We start from the raw sequence: 20532 nt of genomic DNA, 5'->3' as shown, positions 1-20532 counted from the left end.
CGCAACAGCGGGAAGGATCGGTGCTCCCTCAGGACGCCTTCTCGGCATCACGCTTGACGCGGGCAAGCAGGCTTTCGCCGCTCTCATCGCCGAAGCACGTCTCGAAGTCGTCGCATTCGTTGCAGGTCGGCGCCGTGCAGATCTGATAGCCCGTATCGCGACAGATCATGCGGTAGAAGAACTTCTTCCACTTCATGTCCTGACTGTTCGCCTCCGACAGCATCTCAAAGTGCCGCTCCATCAGCCAGCCGAGTTCACGCCGGTTTCGAAGCCCGAGATCCTGCCAGAGATGGTTCGGCCGCTGACAGCGTCGCGCGATGATCTCGGCGAACCGCATTTCAAGAGAGCTGTCCTCGGTCGTACCGCTCATCAAGAGGTCGAGAAGGCAGGCCTCGTCTTCGCTTCTCGCCGGCACAACATCGGCCGGCAGGCCGTCGAAAATCGCAGCCGCATGCGGAAAGAGCGCAACGACAAGGTCTTTCAGATTGTCGCTGTCGAGACCGAGCGTCTCGACGACGGAAACCTCCTCCTTGCGGCTCTCGGCGATCGCGAGCGCCAGCACGGAGGCGAGGACATGTGCGTCGAACGCATTGCAGAGCGGCCGCTCGCCGCCCTCCATCAGGAAATCGTAGACCTCCGCCGCTTCCATCGTCTCAGGCCGCGAGCGCCTCGGCCGCATGCGTCTGGCTGCCCGTCGGGCACACCCTGGCGCAGGCGCCGCAGCCGATGCAATTTCCGGCGTCACCGAGCACCATTACCTTGCGCTCCAGCTCGTCGTCATCCTCGTCATCGAGGTCGACGAATTCGCCGTCCTCCGTGACGCCGCGCAGCGTCATCACGCTGCGCGCACACACTTTGTAACAGCGACCGCAGCCGATGCATTTCTTCGGATCGATCGAAACAAGATATTCGGGCGTCCATTCCCGGCCATCGCGCGTCACGAAACTCATCATGTCCCCCCGGGCTCACCCAAGCCCTGTCGTCGGCCACGCCTCAGGCGCGGGCCACCTCTGGATAGGTGTCGATCGTCTCGCGCGCCTGGCGCACGACCTTCATGCCGGCCTCGGCGAGATCACCAAGGCTTTCGAAACCGAAGCGATGCACGTCGCGAAGCGACTTCGCGAAGATCACGAGCTTGCCGGCCGTCAGGATGACGCGCCCGAACCCTTCCCAATGCATGCTCATCATCGGCGAAGCCATGAGCCCCGTCTCGCGCTCGACCGTCAGACCGATGGCGCGATAGAACTTGTCGACGCGGTCGAGAAGATCGGGGTCGGGATCGTCGATAATCGGCTTTGCCCGCCGCTCTTCGGCGGTCACGATGAACTCCTCGAGGAGCTCGGCATCGCTCTTGCTCTCCCAGGCGCCATAGGAATCCTCAGCCCGGTAGATAGCGACCAGCGACTTCATGAAAGGCGAGCCCATGGCCTTATCGTCCGCTTCCGCAGCGGACATCAGCGTTTCCGCCATTCTCAATCCTCCTCGTCGAGAAAATCCATCGACCGCGGCTGCGCTGTGCCCATCACTTTTCGCAGCCAGGGCGGCGGATTGGTCGACATCATCGTCTGCACGCGCCCAATGAGGCCGTCGATCGGCTCCGGCCCCGGCAATTTGACGGGATGGATGCGCGCATTGATGACTTTCGCGGCCGAAGGCCCGCCGATCGCCAGACAGAAGAGAAGGTGGCAGCCGTTCAAAGCCTCGATCTTCGGTCCGATGCGGTCGTCGCCCTCAAGGCGATGTTTGCCGCTTTCATCCGACACATCGTCGAAAGCGGCCGCGGAGACGAAGCGCGAGGCCGTCGGCGTCACATCGTAGATCGCGAATTTGCGGGCCGAGCCGAAATGCGCGTTGAGCCCCTTCATATCCTGCGTGGCGATCGCCACGCGCAGCTTCGGCTCGTCGCTTTCAGCGGTCACCGACATGACTTCCTCCCGTTCAACCAATTGCAAGTGTCTGACCGACATCGCGCTTCTCCTGAACCTTAAAGGGAGGCACTTCGGCCGAGGCGAAATCCTCGGGCGTCTTCTCTTTGATGAGGCTGAGGAAGATGTTTCCCACCTCGTAGAGAAAATCGCGGCTTCCCGCGTAGCCGATCATCGAGCGGTGCTGGACGCCGAGCCGGTCGAAGATCGGGAACCCGACGCGCAGATGCGGCAGGCCGAGACGTTCCGCAGCCTGTCGTCCATGGCTGTGCGTGACGAGGAGATCGGCCTGTGCGGCGGCCGCCCGCTCTTCGAAATCCATGAGATCGCCAACGACGACCTCCTTAGCCGGTACTTTCTCGAGAAGCGGCGAATGATTGGTGGTCGTCACCGCCGTGACGATCTCCGCGCCGAGGCTCTTGAAGAAGACAGAGAGCTGATAAACGAGGTCCGGATCGGCCGCGATCGCGATGCGCTTGCCACCGAGATAGAAATGACAGTCGAGCATCGCGTCGACGAGCTGGCTGCGGCGCCTCTTGAGGCTTTCGGGGACCGCAACGCCCGAGATGCGCGACAGCAGCGCCACGAGTTCGTCGCTCGCCGCAAGGCCCGTCAGGTTCGAAAGAACCGTGCTCGGCACGCCGGTCAGCCCTTCGAGGGCCTCTGCCGCCGGGGTCATATGCTGGCCGATCGCGATGGTGGCGAGCCCCTCGCCCATGTCGGCGATCTCTTCAAGCTTCGTGCCACCTGATGTGATCGGCGTGAATTCAGCGTTCACGTGCCCGTCGAGCGAACCGGAAAGGTCCGGCAGAACAACCGCGTTGAGACCGAAGGCCTCCGCCATATCGCGCACCTGGTCGATATCGGCCGCCGTCTGATGCACCCCCGGCAGGATGTTGATCTGCCGCAGGCTTTTCTGCCGGCGTTCGCCCGGGACGACGAGGCCATCGATGATCGCCGTCACCGCCTTCGCCCAGCCGTCTTCGAGCGCCCCGACATAATCGGGTGTCGAGGCGTAGACGATGGCCGTGCGTGCCAGCTCGTGGCGACGCTGCATGATGGACAGAAGATCTCCGGTGATATCCTCACCGCGCGTTTCGATGAGCGCCGTCGAGGCGATGCCGATGAACTTCGGGTTCATCCGCGACTGCAGATTGACGAGCGCTTCCTCCAGATTGTCGGCGCCACCCAAAATCGTCTCGACCTCAGCGATCGCCGTCGTCTGCATCGGCATGTCTTCGCGGAAATGCCGGACCGCGAGCGTCAGGGCGAAGGAAGTGCATCCCTGCGCACCATGAAAGAGCGGCACGGCGCCATCGACGCCGAGATAGGCAAGCGCCGCGCCGAGCGGCGCTGAGGACTTCAAAGGATTGATCGAGCCGTTCTTTTTCGGCTGCAAGAGCATGGCCATCTACGCCTCCCCGACGCCGGAACGCGATTGCGGTCCGCAATCAAGCGGCACGATATCGGCAGAGATTTCCCAGGGCGCAGGCCGACGGATCTCCTCCCAAACGGGATTGGACAAGGATTTGGCGAGTTCCGCCACGAGTGCCACGGTGCCGTCATAGCCGGCATAGGCATAGTTGCGCTCCTGGTTGATATCGAGCCAGGGTCTGCGCGCCTTCAGGCCGACATATTGCGTCTTGCCGCCCGACAGGAGAATGTCCGCCTCGTCATTGGCGAGCTTCGCATACATCTCACGGGCCGGCACCGAGCCGACCATATGCGGATCGTCCATGATCTCCTTTATCCGCTCCTTGTCGCCTTCGGTCGATTTGCGCACCGAAGTGGCGACGATCTTCATGCCGATTTCCTGCAGCGCGGAGACGATCGACCAGGATTTGACCCCGCCCGTATAGAGAATGACGCGCTTGCCCTTGAGGATCTCGCGGTAAGGCTCGATGCGCGCCCAGGCGCGCGCCTCCTCCGCCGCGATGAGCGCTTCCGTGCGCTCCAGAAGATCTTCGGGAGCTCCGCGCTCGATCAGCATGCGGGCGAGCGTGCGCAGCGCCGCCGACGTGTCGGCGATGCCGTAGAAGGACCCTTCGAAATAGGGGATGCCCCAGCGCTCCTCCATCTGGCGCGCCAGATTGATGAGAGCCGCCGAGCACATCATCATGTTGACGCGGGCGCGGTGCGCCCCGGCGAGATCGCGGTAGCGCGCATCGCCCGTGATGTTGGCGAGAAGCCGGATACCGAGTTTTTCCAGAAGCGGCTTAATCTGCCAGATCTCGCCGACGATGTTGTATTCGCCGAGAATATTGACGTCCGTCGGCGTCGTATATTCAGGCTCGATGGTGCCGATGACGTGCTTGAACAGCGCCTCGCCGGCGAGCTTGTTGCCGAAATTCTTCTTGCCCGAAAATCCGGCCGACAGGACCGGGATGCAGGGCGTGCCGGTCTTCTCCGCCGCATGCCGGCAGACGGCCTCGATGTCGTCGCCGATCATCGCCGGCACGCAGGTCTGATAGACGAAGACGGCCGGCGGGTCGTACCGGGCGATCGCGTCCTTGATCGCCCGGTACAGTCGCTTTTCTCCATTGCCCATGACGATGTCGAGCTCGGAGAGATCGGTGGTGAGGCCGAGCCGATAGGTGCTCGGCCCCGAGGTGGCGGCATGGCGGTTGTCCCAGCTGTTGCCTTCACACGCCGACGGCCCGTGCGTCAGATGCACGACGTCGACGATCGGCTCCAGCGCGATCTTGGCACCGTCGAAGGCACAACCGCCTGCGGCGGCGCCCGGCACCAAAGGCTTGGAGCAACCCTTTTTGCGCTCCTTTTCGCTCTTGGCCTGGTTTTTCGCACAGCCCGGCTCGTTGAAGAGTTCGGCTGTTTTCGACCTCAAGACTTCGCCCATGATCGCCTCCCGGCGCCGCCCGCCTTTTAGCGGGTCAAATCGAAGGAAATGTCGCCGCCCGGCTCCAGCCCGGCCGCGTCGAGCGCGTCGAACGCCTTGTCGAGAAGCGTCACCAGAACCCGCAATCCGCCCTGGTAGCCCCAGACGGGGAAGCGGTGATGGTGGTGCCTGTCGAAGATCGGGAAGGTCAGCCGGATGAGCGGCACGCCCGTGTCGCGCTCCAGGAACTTGCCGTGCGAATTGCCGATGAGGAAGTCCGTCGGCTCCGTGGCGAGAAGCGACCGCATGTGCCACAGATCGTTGCCCGGATAGGCCTTGCATTCCGCGCCGAAGGGCGAAGAGTCGAACAGGGCCTGCATCTTCTTCGCCCACGGCTTGGTGCCGTTGGTCGCCAGGCAGTGGCGCGGCTCGCCGCCGAATTCCAGCACGAAGCGGGCCATCGCATAGACGAAGTCCGGATCGCCGTAGATGGCGTAGGTCTTGCCGTGCAGAGTGGCCTGGCTGTCGGCCATCGCATCGACGAGACGCCCGCGCTCCATCCGAAGCTCTTCCGGGATCTCCTTGCCGGTGATCTCCGACACCTTCATCAGGAATTCGTCGGTCGCGGCCACGCCCATCGGGTAGTGGAAGCTCGCCGTCTCCTGATCGAAGGACTTCGCGTATTGGAGCGTCTTCGTAGAGCAGTATTGCTGCAGGCTGATCGTCGCCTTGGCGTTGACCGCGTTCTTCGCCGCCTCCAGCGTCGTGCCGCCGTCATACATGCGGAACTCGCCGTCCGAAGGCGTGTCGAACTGATCGGAAACGTCGGACAGGATCGTGTATTCCACGCCCATCAGGTCGAGAATGCGCTTCAGCTCGCGATTGTTGCCGACCGCGAACCCGTCGAAGCCCGGAACGATGTTGATCGTCTCGTTCTTCGTGACCTCCGCATTGGCCCAGAAGCCTTCGAGAATACCACGCAGCATGTTGTCGTAGCCGGTCGTGTGGCTGCCGACGAACGCCGGAGTGTGGGCATAGGGCACCGGGAAGTCCTGCGGCACCGATTCCTTGTCTTTGGCACCGATGATGAACGACTGCAGATCGTCGCCGATCACCTCGGCCATGCAGGTCGTCGACACCGCGATCATCTTCGGCGAGTAGAGCGCATAGGCGTTCTTCAGGCCTTCGACCATGTTGTTGAGACCGCCAAACACGGCCGCATCTTCCGTCATCGAAGAGGAGACCGCCGAGCACGGCTCCTTGAAATGGCGGGACAGATGCGAGCGGTAGTAGGCGACGCAGCCCTGGCTGCCGTGCACGAAGCTCAGCGTCTTCTCAAAACCCGCCGCCGCAAAGACCGCGCCGAGCGGCTGACAGGCCTTTGCCGGGTTGATGGAGAGGGATTCGCGGGCGAAATTCTTCTCCCGATACTCCCAGCTCTTCGTCCAGTCGGCGGTTTCCTGCACCTTCTCGGTGGCAGGCATGTTTTCCATGTCCGCGCGCTTCTTGGCGAACATCTCCTTGTATTCCGGCTCCCGGAACAGAAGGCTGTGGTCGAGGACTTTCTCTGCAGATTGTGGCATGGGTCCATTCCTTCTTGAGGCTCGGGGCGCGCGCGCTATTCGGCGGCGACCGCCAGCGGCTCGGTCTTGGTCCAGGGAGCGTCGAACAGATCCCAGACGGGGTTGTTGATGGCGAGGTCCATGTCGCGGGCGAAAACCGCGAAACCGTCGTAGCCGTGATAGGGGCCGGAATAGTCCCAGGAATGCATCTGACGGAACGGGATGCCCATCTTCTGCACCGGGTACTTTTCCTTGATGCCGGAGCCGACGAGATTGGGTCGGATCTGCTCGATGAACTTCTCCAGCTCGTAGCCGGTCACGTCATCGTAGATCAGCGTGCCTTCTTTCACGTAATGTCCGGTGCGCTGATAATCGTCGTTGTGGGCGAATTCATAACCCGTACCGACGATTTCCATGCCGAGATCGTCATAAGCATTGACGATGTGGCGCGGACGCAGGCCGCCGACATAGAGCATCACCGTCTTGCCTTCGAGACGCGGCTTGTACTTTGAGATGACGGCATCGACGAGCGGCTGGTACTTGGCGATGACGCGCTCGGCACCTTCCTTGATGGTATCGTCGAAATAGCTGGCGATATGGCGTAGCGACTGGGCGATCTGCGTCGGGCCGAAGAGATTGTACTCCGTCCACGGCACGCCGTGCTTTTCTTCCATATGGCGGCAGATGTAGTTCATCGACCGGTAGCAATGGATGAGATTGAGCTTCGCCTTCGGCGCCTGCTCGAGTTCGGCGAGCGTGCCGTCACCAGACCAGCTGCCGATGACCCTGAGGCCCATCTCTTCCAGAAGCCGGCGCGAGGCCCACGCGTCGCCACCGATATTGTAGTCACCGATGATGGTGACGTCGTAATCCGTCGCCTCGAATTCGCGCTCGCTCTTGTCGAGCACCCAGTCGCGGATCGTGTCGTTGGCGATGTGGTGGCCGAGGGACTGCGACACGCCGCGGAAACCCTCGCAGCGCACCGGCACGACAGTCTTGCCGGTTTCGCTCTTTTTCTTGCGTGCCACGGCCTCGATATCGTCACCGATGAGGCCGATCGGGCATTCCGACTGCACGGAGATGCCGTTGGCGAGGGGGAAAAGCTCGTTGATCTCGTCGATCACCTTTTCGAGCTTCTTGTCGCCGCCAAAGACGATGTCGCGCTCTTGGAAATCGGTGGTGAACTGCATCGTCACGAAAGTGTCGACGCCGGTCGTGCCGGTATAATAATTGCGGCGCTGAGCCCAGGAATACTGGCCGCAGCCGACCGGACCATGGCTGATATGGACCATGTCCTTCACCGGGCCCCAGACCACGCCCTTGGATCCGGCATAGGCGCAGCCGCGGATCGTCATGACGCCCGGGATCGACTTGATGTTGGATTTGACGGCGCATTCCGACAGATTTTGTTCGCCGCCCTCTTCGGATGCGTCCGCAGGCTTGGCGACACTCAGATGCCGGCTCCGCTTCTTCTGGGCCTTGTCCGGATAGGCCTTCAACACCTCCTCAATGAGGTTGGCGTGGAACTCGGCGTCGTTCTTGTGGTCGAGGCTCATAGCGCTCTCCTCATCGAACAATGTTGAAGATGAGCCCGGCCACCGCCCCGCGGCGGCCGGGCGGGACAATTAGGCCGCGGCTTCAGCGGCCTTCGCGGCTTCCTTGGCCTGGAGTTCGGCGAGCGCCTGCTCCTCGGTCTTCATGATGCCGAAATCGAGCAGCATCTGCTCAAGCTCGTCCATGGAAACCGGCGTCGGGATCGTGCCCTGCCCGGAATTCGCATGGATCTTCTCCGCCAGCGTCCGGTATTCCTTCGCCTGATTGGAATCGGGGGCGTACTGGATGACCGTCTGACGACGCAGCTCCGCGTGCTGGACGATGTTGTCGCGCGGCACGAAATGGATGAGCTTGGTATTGAGCTTCTCAGCCAGCGCTTCCGACAGTTCCAGCTCCTGGTCGGTCTGGCGCTCGTTGCAGATGAGGCCGCCGAGACGCACGCCGCCGGAATGGGCGTACTTCAAGATGCCCTTGGCGATGTTGTTGGCGGCATAAAGCGCCATCATCTCGCCGGACATGACGATGTAGATTTCCTGCGCCTTGTTTTCGCGGATCGGCATCGCAAAGCCGCCGCAGACGACGTCGCCGAGCACGTCGTAAGAGACGTAGTCGACATCGTCATAGGCACCGTTTTCTTCGAGGAAGTTGATGGCGGTGATGACGCCGCGGCCGGCACAGCCGACGCCGGGCTCAGGACCACCGGATTCGGTGCACTTGATGCCCTTGTATCCGAGCTTCAGAACGTCCTCGAGCTCGAGATCTTCCACAGAGCCCGCCTCGGCCGCGAGGCTCAAGACGGTATCCTGCATCTTGGTGTTGAGGATGAGGCGGGTGGAATCCGCTTTCGGATCGCAACCCACAATCAGAATCTTCTGCCCCATTTCGACAAGTGCCGCGAGGGTGTTCTGAGAAGTGGTCGACTTGCCGATGCCGCCCTTCCCGTAGAACGCAATCTGGCGAAGTGAACTCATAGTGTCTCTCCAGGTTGTCCGGTTCAAAACTGTTCCAGCGGGCGCTCTCGGCCGCGTACCCTCAGTTACGCAAAGGGCGTGCCAACTTGGAGAAAACGAAATTTCCTTTGTTTATTAAGAGCTTGCGAGATTTTTGAGAGAGCCGAACGTCCGACAGTCGCTGTCCGATCTCCGACAAAAGACGACAGTGGGACGCGAGCCGAACAACCGACAAAACCGACACGACATTGCGGATGTCGCGTTTCGCCGTGACCTGGCGCAGCGACAGGCCAAAGCGCCGCCGAACGGTCGGCCGCATAAAAGTCATGTCAGGAAAAGAAGAGGCTCAGGCGAGCTCTGCGAGGCGTTCGGCAAATTTTGCCGGGGAAACGGCAAGCGGCGTGATCGCTTCCGTTTCAAAGAAGCGCAGCTCGTTGCGCGTGAGCCCTTCGGGCTCCACCAGCGCAAAATAAGGCCCCTTGGAGCGCTTCATGATCTGGCGGGCATAGAGCCGGAGCATCTGGTCGTCGAAGCGACAGCCGATGAACAGAAACCCGCAATTCGTCCGTCGCGCACGTACGATCTCAGGGATCGGCGTCTGTATGTCGATTTCCGTCAGCACTTCGACATAATCGGAATCGGCGATGAGATAATTGTGGGCCGGCGCCACGCCGCCATGCGGCTTATAGAGAAGCGTCCGCCATTCATCTTGCGGCGCGCCCACCTCTTCTCCCGCGGCATCGTAAAAGCGAAACCAGAGAAATTCGCCGATGCCGGCGCGGGTGATCCCCTGCACTTCGCCCCAATCGGCGCCCCGGCTGGTGCATTGAGCGAGCGCAGACCGCATCGCCCCGTCATACCAGCTGTCGACGATCATCGGGATGTGCGGACAGGAAGCGAGCGCCTGGTGAAGCGCCGTCGGCGTCACGGGCGTGGCAAACGCCTCCGCCATCAGGGCGTCGAGCGTCTTGCGGTGCTTGCGCCCTTCGATGAACTGCGCCGAAGCCCAGGGATTGCCGCGCGCACGTTTCGGCAACGCAACCTTCGAGGTGAAGAAATCGGCCAGTTGCGCATAGCTCGCTGGAACGCTTGCATCGACGGGCACCGTGCCGGGGCCGAGATAAGGAATGATGCCACCGCCCTTCAGGCGACGGACGATATCGTCAAGAATCGGCTCGGCGTTGCGGACAACCACCTCATCCAAAGCCGCAGCAGCACTCATGAAACGCTTTCCGGGCGGCGCCGCGCTTCGACCGTGATCGGGAGCTTGGTGTCGGCCTCCATCTCCGGCAGTTCGAGAATCCAGCCGTTCTTCAGCTTTACCCAGCCACCCCACAGCGCCTCGTGCTCGCATTCGACGATCGGCTCTTCGAGATCCTTCTTCGCGACATAGGCGGAAAGCCCCTTGGGCGTGCTGCGGATCATCACTTTCATGCTGCTGTCTCCTGCTCGTCCGAAATGTCGCTCGCCGCTGCGTCGCCCGCGTCGATGGCGATCAGCTCGCGCCCGCGCATGCCGACGATCCTGCCGCAATCGAGAAACTCGACCGCGTAGATGTAAAACCGCTGCAGATAGGTGCCGACGTCGCGCACATATCCTTCGTCACCTTTGCGCACGACAATCTCGCCGATCTCGCAACCCGGCATCGTCCCGTCGTTCTTGACGGCCTTGCGCGAACGCACCTTGGCGCCGGGCATGAAGAGAGGCTGATCGTAGATCTCCACCTCTTCTTCGCGGGCAAGTCCCATCGCAGTCTCCTTCGCGACATGGCGAATGTCAGGTCGGCGGTGATCCGTCCGGGGCGCAAAAGACAGCGCCGGCGGGCCGAACCCGACCCGCCGGCGGCCAATTCAACTCAGGCCGGCACGCACGTATCCGGGACCGGGCAGACGGCGACGCATTGCGGGGCATCGAAATGCCCTTCGCATTCGGTGCACTTGTCCTGGTCGATGATGTAGGTGTCGCCCTTGAACTTGATCGCCGCGTTCGGGCATTCGAATTCGCAGGCGCCGCAAACGGTGCACTGGGACTTGATGATCTTGTAGGCCATTTGATTTCTCCTCTCGGTTAGGCTGTCAGCATTGCAGGCTGGGTGCCGTATTCGGCGGCGTACCAGGCAGCAATCCCAGCCTCGATCCAGTCAAAAGCATGGGCGTCGCTCGCCTTGATGCCGACCTTCTCCAGTCGATCTTTTGGGGCTTCGCCAATCTTCGCGCACAACACCGTGGAGACGCCTTGCAGCGTTTCGACAATGCCGTCGAAGGCTCTCTCCTCGCCGTGTCCGCCATGGCAATATTGCTCGACTTTGCGATGCCCCACGAAGGTCACGCCACCAGGCGAAACTTCGAAAACCTGGAATTCCTGTGCGTGACCGAAGTGTAGATTGATACGCCCGCCACCTCTTGTTGCCACCGCGACAAGAAGCACCGGCGCATCCCGCACTTCGGCGAGATCTGCTTTGGCCGCCTCTTTGGTCGCGGCGTGCTCACCGCGCACCGTCGCGACCACCGAGCGATATTCCTCACGTCGCGCCGGATCGTAGGAAACCGTCTCGGGCAGCTGATCCATGGTGAATTCCTGGCCGCGATCTTCGCCAAGGATGCCGACCGCATCGGCGCGGCACTGGCGGCAATGGCGCATCAGCTTGGTGCCGCCCTCCACCTTGTCCTGCAGCGCCTTCACCTCCATCGGCGTCGGCCCGCGCTGGCCCGTCAGCCCGAAATGCGTACCGTGGGCGGGATCGGAAATGAGCGGCATGATGTTGTGAAGGAAGGCGCCCTTCTCCTTCACCGCCTTGTTCACCTCGATGAGATGCGCGTCGTTGATCCCCGGGATCATGACGGAATTGACCTTCACCAGGATGTCGCGCGCGACCAACATCTCCAGGCCAAGCATCTGCCTCTCCAGCAGGATCCGAGACGCCTCCACACCGGTCCAGCGCCGGTGATCGTAGAAGACCCACGGATAGATCTTCGCGCCGATCTCAGGATCGATGGCGTTGATGGTGATCGTCACATGATCGATCGCCATGTCGGCGATCTCGTCGACATAATCGGGCAGCGCCAGACCGTTGGTCGACAGGCAGAGCTTGAGGTCCGGGATTTCCTTGGAAACCCGCTCAAACGTCTCTTTCGTCTTGCGCCAGTCGTAGCAGGCGTCGCCGGGGCCGGCGATGCCGAGGACGGAAAGCTGCGGCACCTCGTTGGCGACCGCGATGACTTTCTTGACCGCCTGATCGGGGTCGAGCCGCTCGGAGACGACGCCCGGTCGGCTTTCATTGGCGCAATCGTACTTCCGATTGCAGTAATTGCATTGGATGTTGCAGGCAGGCGCGACGGCGACATGCATGCGCGCGAAATAATGATGCGCCTCTTCCGAATAGCAGGGGTGGTCCTTCACCCGCTCCCACATTTCCGGAGACATATCGGCGGGGCCGTCGGAGGAACCGCAGCTTGACGAGGCGCAGCCGGACTTGGCGAGCGATGCCCGCATTTTGGCGGCAGATGTCGGCGCCTTCAGGCTGCCAAGCGAGATGAGCTGAGCCAATCGATCCCTCCGCGACACACGTCCAAAGCGTCTTTCAGGAACCGTGGAGCAAGCCCCATGCCAGAACGAAAATGACGTATTTACAAGGGTTTGGCATCATCCAGGCGGAGACAAATCCCTGTCGCGGCTCCGACATCGTGTCGGGTCTCCGACATTGCGGGCGCCACACCGCCCCGCTCAGAAACGCTTGATCGGAATCGAATGCTTGCGAAGCGCATAGCCGATCTGGCGCGGCGTCATGCCGAGAATGCGCGCCGCCTTCGCCTGCACCCATCCCGCCGTCTCCATCGCCTCGATCAGACGGTCACGCTCCGAGCGCGTATCCCCTCCGGGAACCGGACAGGCACCGGGTGACGGGCAGGCTTGCGGCGTCGAAGCCGAGCTCATGCTCTCCGCCTCGGCAACCGCCGTTCCGCCCATCTGCGCCTGCGATTGAATGACCGGCAGCGGCTGGAAGCCCGGCGAATGGGTTGCCCTCTGGCTTCCCTGCCAGAGAACGGAGGAAAGGCATCCGTCATTCTGGCAAGCGAGGTCGTGCGCCACAATGGTCCGGTCACGCGCCAACGTGGCCGTGCGCCGGATGCAGTTTTCCAGTTCCCGCACATTGCCGGGGAAGTAGCAGCCGGAGAGCGCCCGAAGCGCCTCGCCCGTCAGAGTGAGATCGGTGCTGTGCTCCTTGTTGAAGCGCTGCAGGATCTCCTGCGCGAGAAGCGGGATATCGCCGGTCCGCTCGCGTAAGGGCGGCAGGAAGATCGGCACGACGCTGATGCGATAATAGAGATCCGCACGGAATTCGCCCTTGCTGACGGCGGCCTCCAGATCTCGGTTGGTGGCGCATACGAGCCGCACATCGACCTTGAGCGAACGCGTGCCGCCGACACGCTCGAACTCACCCTCCTGCAGCACCCGCAAGAGCTTGGCCTGAAAGGCGGCGGAAATCTCGCCGATTTCGTCGAGAAAGAGCGTGCCACCATGGGCGAGCTCGAAGCGACCCTTGCGCTGCTGGATCGCGCCGGTGAAGGCGCCCTTCTCGTGACCGAAAAGCTCAGATTCGAGCACGCTTTCCGGAAGTGCCGCACAATTGAGTTTGACGAAGGGGCCGGAACTGCGCGGCGACAGATCGTGGATCGCCGAGGCGAAGAGTTCTTTGCCGGTGCCCGACTCGCCGCGCAGCAGCACGGTCGAACGGCTACGCGCCACGATCCGCACCTTGTCGAGGGCCGCACGCAAAGCCGGGCTCTCGCCGACGATGCCTTCGATCTTGCCTGAGGCCACGCCGTCGTCACGCCCCGCCGACAATTGCTTTTCGAGCCGCCGCTGTTCGGCCATCAGCCGCTCGCGGTCGCGTGCCACCGCTTTGTGCAGGCGCAACGTCTGGCCGAGAAGATTGGCAACAAGTGTCAGGAACCGGACATCCTGATCGAACGGCGTCTGGTCGGCGAATTCGTAACTGCGGTCGATGGTGAGCGTCCCCGCGACCGCCTCGCCGTTCTTGATCGGCACACCGATGAGCGAAAACGGCTTGCCGTCCTCCGAGCCCCAGCCATCGAGATCGGTTCCCGCAAACAGCTGGTCGCTGCGCACGTCCGGCACCACCAGCGGCATGCAGGTAGCCACGATCTGCCCGATCGCCTGCTCGGGCAGGCGCTTGAAATAACGCTTGGCGTTCTCTTCGCTCCATCCCGACCCGACGACGATCTCCGGCTCCCCATCGCCGTCAAGAAGCGCAATCAAACCGTGCCGCATATCGAGAAAGCTCGACAGCAAAGTGAGCACGCCAGCGAGCGTCGTCTCAAGCCGGTTCGGCGCGCTGAGGACCTTGGATATCTCGTAGATCCCAATGAGCTCGATATCGGCGCGGCTTGTCCGCCCATGTGTACCGTTTCCGGGGCTGTGCACTGTCACGGTCTCCGCCCTCCATGACGATCTCGACGCGCATGCATCGAATACGCAGGCCGGAAGGCCCCCAAACCTTCCAAGATTCCGCCTACCTATGTTGCATCTGCTAAATAGTTAGACCAATGCGAAGGCTCGCACAGGTTCGACTTTTGTCGGACCCTAAAGAAAACCGCGAAAACACGCTTTGCATAAGAGCCATGCGGCTTCCATAGAGCCATTCTACGGATCTTCTTTGCATATTCCGTGCCAGACGCAGGAAGACTTCGGGCCCTTCTTTTGAGACACGTTCTTTTGTGCACCGGCCGAAAACGCCGACGCCGAGACAGGGGCGGGAAAACTTCCGTTTCCGAAGGATACCCTTACCTGAAAAATTTCCCCGTAGAGGGCAGGATTCCGAGCCTCGGGAAAACATATTTTTCGCCCCACCGGCAAAAATCGGCCTAATTCGTCCCTCCGGTAGACATGACCGTATGAGCGGGTGCATGACCGCTCATCATCGGATTTTGCTTTTAGAAGCAAGCCATTGGCAGCTCCCGCAGCATTTGCTGCCATCAGGAGGAAACAGTGAGAGCTATTGCGCTTGTGTCCGCGTTCTTTGGGCGCACCTTTGCATTGTGGGTCATCGCCTTCGCGGTCCTCGGATTCGTCCTGCCCGACGTCTTCCGAACCCTTGTCCCCTATATCGTCCCGCTCCTCGGCATGATCATGTTCGGCATGGGGCTGACGATCTCGCTGAAGGATTTCCGCGAGGTCGTTCGTCGGCCGAAGGACGTGGCGATCGGAGTCGGCGCGCAATTCCTCATCATGCCGCTCGTTGCCGTCGCCCTCACATCGATCATTCCGATGTCGCCGGAAGTGGCGGCCGGCGTCATCCTGGTGGGCTGCTGCCCGGGAGGAACGGCCAGCAACGTGATGACCTATCTGTGCCGCGGCGACGTGGCGTTGAGCGTTGCCTGCACCAGCGTCACGACCCTGGCGGCGCCGATCGTCACCCCCTTCCTCGTCTGGCTGTTCGCCAGCCAGTATCTGCCGGTCGATGCCGTGAGCATGTTCATCTCCATCGTGAAGATGATTCTTCTGCCGCTCGGCCTCGGCTTCGCCATGCAGAAGCTGGCGCCGTCGCTGGTGCGCGTCGCGCTTCCGGCGCTGCCTCTCGTCAGCGTCACCGGCATTGTCCTCATCATCGCCGCCGTCGTTGCGGTCAATCAGGAGAAAATCGCCACGACCGGGCTTTTGATCTTTGCCGTCGTCGCCCTCCACAACGGCATCGGACTGGCGCTCGGCTATTGGCTCGCGCGCATGAGCGGCATGCCGATGGCCAAGCGCAAGGCGATCTCGATCGAGGTCGGCATGCAGAATTCCGGGCTGGGGGCGGCACTCGCCAGCGCGCATTTCTCACCCCTCGCCGCGGTGCCGAGCGCGATTTTCAGCGTCTGGCACAACATCGCCGGCGCGATCGTGGCAAATATCTATACAAAGCTCGACGATGGACGCGCGCTGCGCAGCGAGATGGCGTCCGCACGGTCGAACTGATCGGCGTCGCTCACACCCCAAAACGCGAAAAACCCGGCCGCGAGGCCGGGTTTTTTGTGCCGAGGCGCACCAGATGGAGAAGGCTCTCCACAGCGCGCTCAATCGTTTTTGAAAGATTGGTGGGTGAGCAGGGACTCGAACCCTGGACCCGCTGATTAAGAGTCAGCTGCTCTACCAACTGAGCTACACACCCGAAGCGTGGGCGCTGTATAGTGGCGCCAGCCGCGCTGTGCAAGCCATCAGGCGCGGCATCGGTGCAGAATTGCACAACGCATCGATTTTCGTCAGGATATTTGTCCCCTGCCGGCACCCGCCTGAATGACGGCGACGCCGGCTTGCGCCCCTTCCACCCCCAAAAACCGTGTGATGCCGATGACCGCGCCCGATACGCTTATGCCCGACCTCGCCTCCCATATCGCCGGAGAAAAGGTGGCCGGCGGTGGCGAAGAGATCGCCACGATCAATCCCGCGAACGGCACGATCCTCGCCCGCTTCGCGGCCGCCGACAGCGCGACAATCGACCGCGCCGTCGCCGCAGCTCAGGCCGCGCAGCGGGAATGGCTCGCTATGCCGTCGGCTGAACGCGGTCGCATCCTCAACCGTGTCGCCAATCTCCTGCGCGCCCGCACGGACGAACTTGCTCGCCTGGAAGTTCTCGACACCGGCAAACCCATCCAGGAAGCCCCGGAGGCCGATATCGGCTCCGCCGCCGATTGCTTCGAGTTCTTCGCAGGGCTCACCCAGATCGTCCATGGCGAGCATATGCCGCTCGGCGAGGATGCCTTCGCCTATACCCGCCGCGAGCCGCTTGGCGTCTGCGCCGGCATCGGCGCCTGGAATTACCCGATCCAGATCGCCTCGTGGAAAACGGCGCCGGCGCTTGCCGCCGGCAATGCCATGATCTTCAAGCCGAGCGAATTGACGCCAATCACCGCGCTCAAGCTCGCCGAGATCGTCGAAGAGGCCGGCGCTCCGAAAGGCCTCCTGAACGTGGTGCTCGGCGCCGGCGCAACGGGGGCCGCGATGACCGCTCATCCCGGCGTCGCCAAAGTGTCTCTGACCGGCTCCGTGCCGACGGGAAAGCGCATCATGGCGGCCGCGGCCGAGACCCTCAAACACGTCACGATGGAGCTCGGTGGCAAATCGGCGCTTATCGTCTTCGAGGACGCCGACATCGATGATTCGGTTTCTGCGGCGCTCCTTGCAAACTTCTATACGCAGGGCGAAATCTGCTCCAACGGCACACGTGTCTTCGTGCATGAATCACTTCGCGAGGAATTCCTCGCAAGGCTCACGGAGCGCACGGAAAAAATCCGCATCGGCGGCCCGCTCGATCCCGACACGCAGATGGGCCCGCTCATCTCCGAAGCGCATCTTCAAAAAGTCCTCTCCTATGTCGAAAAGGGCGTTGCCGAAGGCGCAAAACTCGTCACCGGCGGCGAGCGGCTGACGACGGACGCCTTCAAGAACGGCTTCTTCATGCGGCCGGCGATCTTCTCAGAGACACGCGACGACATGACGATCGTCTGCGAGGAGATTTTCGGCCCCGTGATGAGCGTGCTCTCCTTCACCGAAGAGGAAGACGTCGTCGCCCGCGCCAATGCGACGCCCTTCGGCCTCGCGGCCGGACTGATGACGCAGAACCTCGCCCGCGCCCACCGCGTCGCGGCCGCGCTGCAGGCGGGCACGATCTGGGTCAATTCCTACAATCTGACGCCGATCGCCATGCCCTTTGGCGGCACCAAGCAATCCGGCATCGGCCGCGAGAACGGCCTCGCCGCGCTCGATTTCTACACCGAGCGGAAAAGCGTCTACGTCAATCTCGGAAAGGTCGAAGCGCCTTATTAGGAATCCTCCGCCGTCGACACGGCCCATTGATCGCGCCCCGGGCGAAGCTGCTATGGAGAGCGCTCCCGCGATTCTTCATACGAACCTCAAATGCCCACGAACGCCGTCGAAATCCTCAAGGCCGTCTATGGCTATGATGCGTTTCGTGGCCCGCAGGCGCGCATCATCGAGCATGTGATCGCCGGGCATAACGCCTTCGTGCTGATGCCGACCGGCGGCGGAAAATCGCTCTGCTACCAGATCCCGGCGATCGCCCGCCCCGGCATGGGGCTGATCGTCTCCCCGCTTCTGGCCCTGATGGCCGATCAGGTCGCGGCCTTGCGCCAGGCGGGGGTGAAAGCCGCCGCGCTCAACTCCGATCTTCCGCCGGAAGAGCGGCGCGCCTTGTGGAGCGATATTGAAGCCGGCGCGCTCGACCTTCTCTATGTCGCGCCCGAAACGCTCCTGCGCGGCGGGGTTCTGGAGCGGCTCGGCCGGACAAGATTGTCGCTGATCGCCATCGACGAGGCCCACTGCCTGTCGCAATGGGGCCACGATTTCCGCCCCTCCTACCGTCAGCTCGATGTGCTCGTGCGCCAGTTCCCGCAGACGCCGCGTATGGCCCTGACGGCAACGGCGGATGCGCCGACGCGCGCGGAGATCCTGTCGCATCTCCAGATCGCCGAAGCCGACGCCTTCATCGCGGGCTTCGACCGCCCCAACATCCGCTACGCCATCGCCGAAAAGGACAATCCCCGCGCCCAGCTGAAGGATTTTCTCAAACGCCATCAAGGCGAGAGCGGCATCGTCTACTGCCTCTCCAAGCGCAAGTGCGAGGAAACGGCCGCCTGGCTGCGCGGCGAGGGTTACGACGCCCTCGCCTATCACGCCGGCATGGACAAGGCCGAGCGAGAGGCCAACCAGCAGCGCTTTCAGCATGGCGAAGCGGTGGTCATGGTCGCCACCATCGCTTTCGGGATGGGCATCGACAAACCGGATGTGCGCTTCGTCGCCCATATCGACCTGCCGGGCAGCCTGGAGGCCTACTACCAGGAAACCGGCCGCGCCGGGCGGGACGGCCTGCCGTCCGAGACGCTGATGCTCTACGGCCCTGAAGACGTCGCGCTGCGCAATCGCTTCATCGAGGAATCGGATGCGCCGGACGAGCGCAAGCGCACGGAACGGCAGAAGCTCGATGCGCTCCTGGGTCTGGCCGAGACGGCCGGTTGCCGCCGCCAGGTGCTCCTCTCCTATTTCGGCGATCATTGCGAACCTTGCGGCAATTGCGACACCTGCGCCGAGCCGCCACAGCTCTTCGACGGGACGATCGCGGCTCAAAAGGCGCTCTCCTGCATCTACCGCACCGGCGAGCGCTTCGGGCAGGCCTACATCGTCGATGTTCTTCTGGGCGTGGAAAGTGAGCGCATCACCCAGTTCGGCCATGACCGCATCTCCACCTTCGGCATCGGCAAAGAGCACGACAGCCGCCTGTGGCGTGCGATCCTGCGCCAGCTGATCGCGCTGCGTCTCGTCGACGTCGACCTTGCCGGCCATGGGGGCCTGTCGATCTCATCCCAGGGTCGGGACTTCCTGCGCGACAAGCCGACCCTCAAGCTGCGCGTGCCGCCGCCTCGCCGAAGCCGGCGCGGCAAGGGCGGGCAAAGCACGACCCAGTCCGTCGTGCCGGAAGCCGATCGCGCTCTCTTTCAGGCGCTCAGAGAAAAGCGGCTCGAGATTGCACGGCAGCAGAACGTGCCACCCTATGTGATCTTTCACGACAAGACCCTGATCGAGCTCGCGGCAGCCCGCCCCCGCTCGCGCGCCGAGATGGGCCATGTTCCCGGTGTCGGCCAGGCGAAGCTCGATCGCTACGGCGACGCCTTCGTGGCGGTAATCGCCGATTATGCAGGGCGTTCTTGAGCCTGAGGCGCCGGGAGCGCGGATAGTCCCCTTCGGCCGATGCATGCCATGCTCACTCCCAGATAACGAATGTCGAAGCGAGCCTTGTCTGCGCTTCGGGTTCGGGTCTCAGGGGTGAGGGCTCAGCGCATCATCACCCAGGCGGCCGCATAGACGAGGCCGAACAGCACCGGCTGATGAATGAGGTAGAAGGCGAGCGAATGCCGCCCGCCGAAGGCGAGCGCCTGCGAGATCGGATCCCGCACGGGCTTTGCCAGAAGCCTTATAACCTGCTGGTTTTTCAAAAGCAGGCGCCCACCGACCAGACCCGACAGGACGACGCCGAACCACGGAAAGAGCGGCACGTAATCGTTGGTGAACGGGCGATAGGTCATCAGCCCGAGAAACTGCAGATAGCGACCGTTGAAAGCCGGTCCCGCAAGGACATCGGCCCCGAACAGGAAGAAGGCCGCCACGGCCACGACGAGCCATAACGGCGCCCGCAGGAAGAGAAGGCCGAGCACGCTTGCGAGCGCGATCTCGTGCAGAATGCCGAAGAAGATATAGGCCTCGGGAAAGACCAGATAGGTGACGACGGTGATCGCCACGGCGCCGCCCGCGACCATCGCAAGACGCTTGAGGAAAGGCCGAAAGCGAAGCCCTGAATGATGGGCGAGCGCGAGGCTCACGCCGACGAGGAAGAGAAACGATCCGGCGATCATGCGTGCGAACAGGATCCAGCCCGGCGCACTTGCCACGCCCGCATCGGAAAACCCGAAGAAGGCAAGATCCCAGGAGCAATGGTAGACGGCCATCGCCACGAGAGCGATGCCTCGAAAAACGTCAATCCAGACAAGCCGAGGCAGCCGCGCGCCGGCAGCCGCCGGATCGATACGCCCGGCCTTTTCGCCGATCGAGGCGCCCTTTTCGTCCAAAACAATCCGGTCCGGCGTTTCTGCCGGACCGGTGATGCTTTCGTGCGTGTGTTCGTGTGCCAAGGG

At 62.5% G+C, this 20532-nt stretch carries 19 protein-coding genes and 1 tRNA gene; 3 read left to right on the top strand and 17 right to left on the bottom strand.

Annotated features, from left to right (window positions below; translation table 11 throughout):
• Positions 1-28: 28 nt before the first annotated feature.
• The 15 genes from BLP76_RS07560 to nifA all read right to left on the bottom strand — a co-directional run bounded on the left by BLP76_RS07560 (position 29) and on the right by nifA (position 14278).
• A complete protein-coding gene (locus BLP76_RS07560) occupies positions 29-679 on the bottom strand; it encodes a nitrogen fixation protein NifQ (RefSeq protein WP_200170523.1) in 651 nt (216 codons plus the stop codon).
• Positions 654-950, bottom strand: a complete 297-nt coding sequence (fdxB, locus tag BLP76_RS07555) for a ferredoxin III, nif-specific (protein WP_092811395.1) — start codon at positions 948-950, stop codon at positions 654-656. Before fdxB ends, BLP76_RS07560 begins: the two co-directional genes overlap by 26 nt.
• Before the next feature lie 43 nt (positions 951-993).
• Positions 994-1470 (bottom strand): NifX-associated nitrogen fixation protein, encoded by a 477-nt coding sequence (locus BLP76_RS07550; RefSeq protein WP_092811159.1) that lies wholly within the window; start codon positions 1468-1470, stop codon positions 994-996.
• A 2-nt stretch (positions 1471-1472) separates the two neighbouring features.
• Positions 1473-1925: a nitrogen fixation protein NifX gene (gene nifX / locus BLP76_RS07545; protein ID WP_244514491.1), complete on the bottom strand. Its 453-nt coding sequence runs from the start codon at positions 1923-1925 to the stop codon at positions 1473-1475.
• A 13-nt stretch (positions 1926-1938) separates the two neighbouring features.
• Positions 1939-3336, bottom strand: a complete 1398-nt coding sequence (nifN, locus tag BLP76_RS07540; protein ID WP_092811155.1) for a nitrogenase iron-molybdenum cofactor biosynthesis protein NifN — start codon at positions 3334-3336, stop codon at positions 1939-1941.
• The gene (nifE, locus tag BLP76_RS07535) at positions 3337-4782 is read right to left on the bottom strand and encodes a nitrogenase iron-molybdenum cofactor biosynthesis protein NifE (RefSeq protein ID WP_092811153.1); all 1446 of its coding nucleotides are present in this window, start codon (positions 4780-4782) and stop codon (positions 3337-3339) included.
• Positions 4783-4808: 26 nt separating this feature from the next.
• Positions 4809-6344: a nitrogenase molybdenum-iron protein subunit beta gene (nifK, locus tag BLP76_RS07530; protein WP_092811151.1), complete on the bottom strand. Its 1536-nt coding sequence runs from the start codon at positions 6342-6344 to the stop codon at positions 4809-4811.
• A gap of 35 nt (positions 6345-6379) precedes the next feature.
• Positions 6380-7879, bottom strand: a complete 1500-nt coding sequence (nifD, locus tag BLP76_RS07525; RefSeq protein ID WP_092811149.1) for a nitrogenase molybdenum-iron protein alpha chain — start codon at positions 7877-7879, stop codon at positions 6380-6382.
• Between the two features lie 69 nt (positions 7880-7948).
• Positions 7949-8848 carry a nitrogenase iron protein gene (gene nifH / locus BLP76_RS07520; RefSeq protein ID WP_092811147.1) on the bottom strand — a complete coding sequence of 300 codons (900 nt, stop codon included), beginning with the start codon at positions 8846-8848 and terminating at the stop codon, positions 7949-7951.
• Positions 8849-9173: 325 nt separating this feature from the next.
• Positions 9174-10049: an SIR2 family NAD-dependent protein deacylase gene (locus BLP76_RS07515; protein WP_092811145.1), complete on the bottom strand. Its 876-nt coding sequence runs from the start codon at positions 10047-10049 to the stop codon at positions 9174-9176.
• The gene (gene nifT / locus BLP76_RS07510; protein ID WP_092811143.1) at positions 10046-10261 is read right to left on the bottom strand and encodes a putative nitrogen fixation protein NifT; all 216 of its coding nucleotides are present in this window, start codon (positions 10259-10261) and stop codon (positions 10046-10048) included. Before nifT ends, BLP76_RS07515 begins: the two co-directional genes overlap by 4 nt.
• Positions 10258-10575, bottom strand: coding sequence for a nitrogen fixation protein NifZ (locus tag BLP76_RS07505; protein WP_092811141.1), 318 nt, complete (start codon positions 10573-10575; stop codon positions 10258-10260). The genes nifT and BLP76_RS07505 overlap by 4 nt, the downstream gene beginning before the upstream one ends.
• Before the next feature lie 107 nt (positions 10576-10682).
• Positions 10683-10877, bottom strand: coding sequence for a 4Fe-4S dicluster domain-containing protein (locus BLP76_RS07500; RefSeq protein WP_092811139.1), 195 nt, complete (start codon positions 10875-10877; stop codon positions 10683-10685).
• A gap of 17 nt (positions 10878-10894) precedes the next feature.
• Positions 10895-12319 (bottom strand): nitrogenase cofactor biosynthesis protein NifB, encoded by a 1425-nt coding sequence (gene nifB / locus BLP76_RS07495; RefSeq protein ID WP_092811393.1) that lies wholly within the window; start codon positions 12317-12319, stop codon positions 10895-10897.
• A 231-nt stretch (positions 12320-12550) separates the two neighbouring features.
• Positions 12551-14278 (bottom strand): nif-specific transcriptional activator NifA, encoded by a 1728-nt coding sequence (gene nifA / locus BLP76_RS07490; RefSeq protein WP_092811137.1) that lies wholly within the window; start codon positions 14276-14278, stop codon positions 12551-12553.
• 558 nt (positions 14279-14836) lie between these two features.
• Between nifA and BLP76_RS07485 the strand changes: the two genes are divergently transcribed.
• Positions 14837-15805: a bile acid:sodium symporter family protein gene (locus tag BLP76_RS07485; protein WP_092811135.1), complete on the top strand. Its 969-nt coding sequence runs from the start codon at positions 14837-14839 to the stop codon at positions 15803-15805.
• Between the two features lie 117 nt (positions 15806-15922).
• Here BLP76_RS07485 and BLP76_RS07480 read toward each other — a convergent pair.
• Positions 15923-15998, bottom strand: a tRNA-Lys gene (locus BLP76_RS07480).
• Positions 15999-16171: 173 nt separating this feature from the next.
• Between BLP76_RS07480 and betB the strand changes: the two genes are divergently transcribed.
• Entirely contained in the window at positions 16172-17653 is a 1482-nt protein-coding gene (gene betB / locus BLP76_RS07475) for a betaine-aldehyde dehydrogenase (RefSeq protein ID WP_338081419.1), read from the top strand.
• 90 nt (positions 17654-17743) lie between these two features.
• On the top strand, positions 17744-19552 hold the full coding sequence (gene recQ, locus BLP76_RS07470) for a DNA helicase RecQ (protein WP_092811131.1): 1809 nt from the start codon (positions 17744-17746) through the stop codon (positions 19550-19552).
• 122 nt (positions 19553-19674) lie between these two features.
• Here the strand turns inward: recQ and BLP76_RS07465 are convergent, their stop codons facing one another.
• Positions 19675-20529 (bottom strand): acetyltransferase domain-containing protein, encoded by an 855-nt coding sequence (locus BLP76_RS07465; RefSeq protein ID WP_092811129.1) that lies wholly within the window; start codon positions 20527-20529, stop codon positions 19675-19677.
• Between the last annotated feature and the right edge of the window lie 3 nt (positions 20530-20532).

This window comes from Afifella marina DSM 2698 (genome assembly GCF_900102695.1).
GTDB classification, from domain to species: Bacteria; Pseudomonadota; Alphaproteobacteria; order Rhizobiales; family Afifellaceae; genus Afifella; species Afifella marina.
The sequence above is the reverse complement of the archived record's forward strand: the minus strand, read 5'-3'. Positions and strand labels throughout refer to the sequence as shown.

Bases quoted from the DNA above. Each gene is read 5' to 3' on its own strand.
- nifK (WP_092811151.1), bottom strand. From the start codon at position 6,344: ATGCCACAATCTGCAGAGAAAGTCCTCGACCACAGCCTTCTGTTCCGG.
- nifB (WP_092811393.1), bottom strand. From the start codon at position 12,319: ATGCGGGCATCGCTCGCCAAGTCCGGCTGCGCCTCGTCAAGCTGCGGT.
- BLP76_RS07560 (WP_200170523.1), bottom strand. From the start codon at position 679: ATGCGGCCGAGGCGCTCGCGGCCTGAGACGATGGAAGCGGCGGAGGTC.
- BLP76_RS07500 (WP_092811139.1), bottom strand. From the start codon at position 10,877: ATGGCCTACAAGATCATCAAGTCCCAGTGCACCGTTTGCGGCGCCTGC.
- nifT (WP_092811143.1), bottom strand. From the start codon at position 10,261: ATGAAAGTGATGATCCGCAGCACGCCCAAGGGGCTTTCCGCCTATGTC.
- nifD (WP_092811149.1), bottom strand. From the start codon at position 7,879: ATGAGCCTCGACCACAAGAACGACGCCGAGTTCCACGCCAACCTCATT.
- nifE (WP_092811153.1), bottom strand. From the start codon at position 4,782: ATGGGCGAAGTCTTGAGGTCGAAAACAGCCGAACTCTTCAACGAGCCG.
- betB (WP_338081419.1), top strand. From the start codon at position 16,172: ATGCCGATGACCGCGCCCGATACGCTTATGCCCGACCTCGCCTCCCAT.
- BLP76_RS07505 (WP_092811141.1), bottom strand. From the start codon at position 10,575: ATGGGACTTGCCCGCGAAGAAGAGGTGGAGATCTACGATCAGCCTCTC.
- BLP76_RS07550 (WP_092811159.1), bottom strand. From the start codon at position 1,470: ATGGCGGAAACGCTGATGTCCGCTGCGGAAGCGGACGATAAGGCCATG.
- nifH (WP_092811147.1), bottom strand. From the start codon at position 8,848: ATGAGTTCACTTCGCCAGATTGCGTTCTACGGGAAGGGCGGCATCGGC.
- recQ (WP_092811131.1), top strand. From the start codon at position 17,744: ATGCCCACGAACGCCGTCGAAATCCTCAAGGCCGTCTATGGCTATGAT.
- nifX (WP_244514491.1), bottom strand. From the start codon at position 1,925: ATGTCGGTGACCGCTGAAAGCGACGAGCCGAAGCTGCGCGTGGCGATC.
- nifN (WP_092811155.1), bottom strand. From the start codon at position 3,336: ATGGCCATGCTCTTGCAGCCGAAAAAGAACGGCTCGATCAATCCTTTG.
- fdxB (WP_092811395.1), bottom strand. From the start codon at position 950: ATGAGTTTCGTGACGCGCGATGGCCGGGAATGGACGCCCGAATATCTT.
- BLP76_RS07515 (WP_092811145.1), bottom strand. From the start codon at position 10,049: ATGAGTGCTGCTGCGGCTTTGGATGAGGTGGTTGTCCGCAACGCCGAG.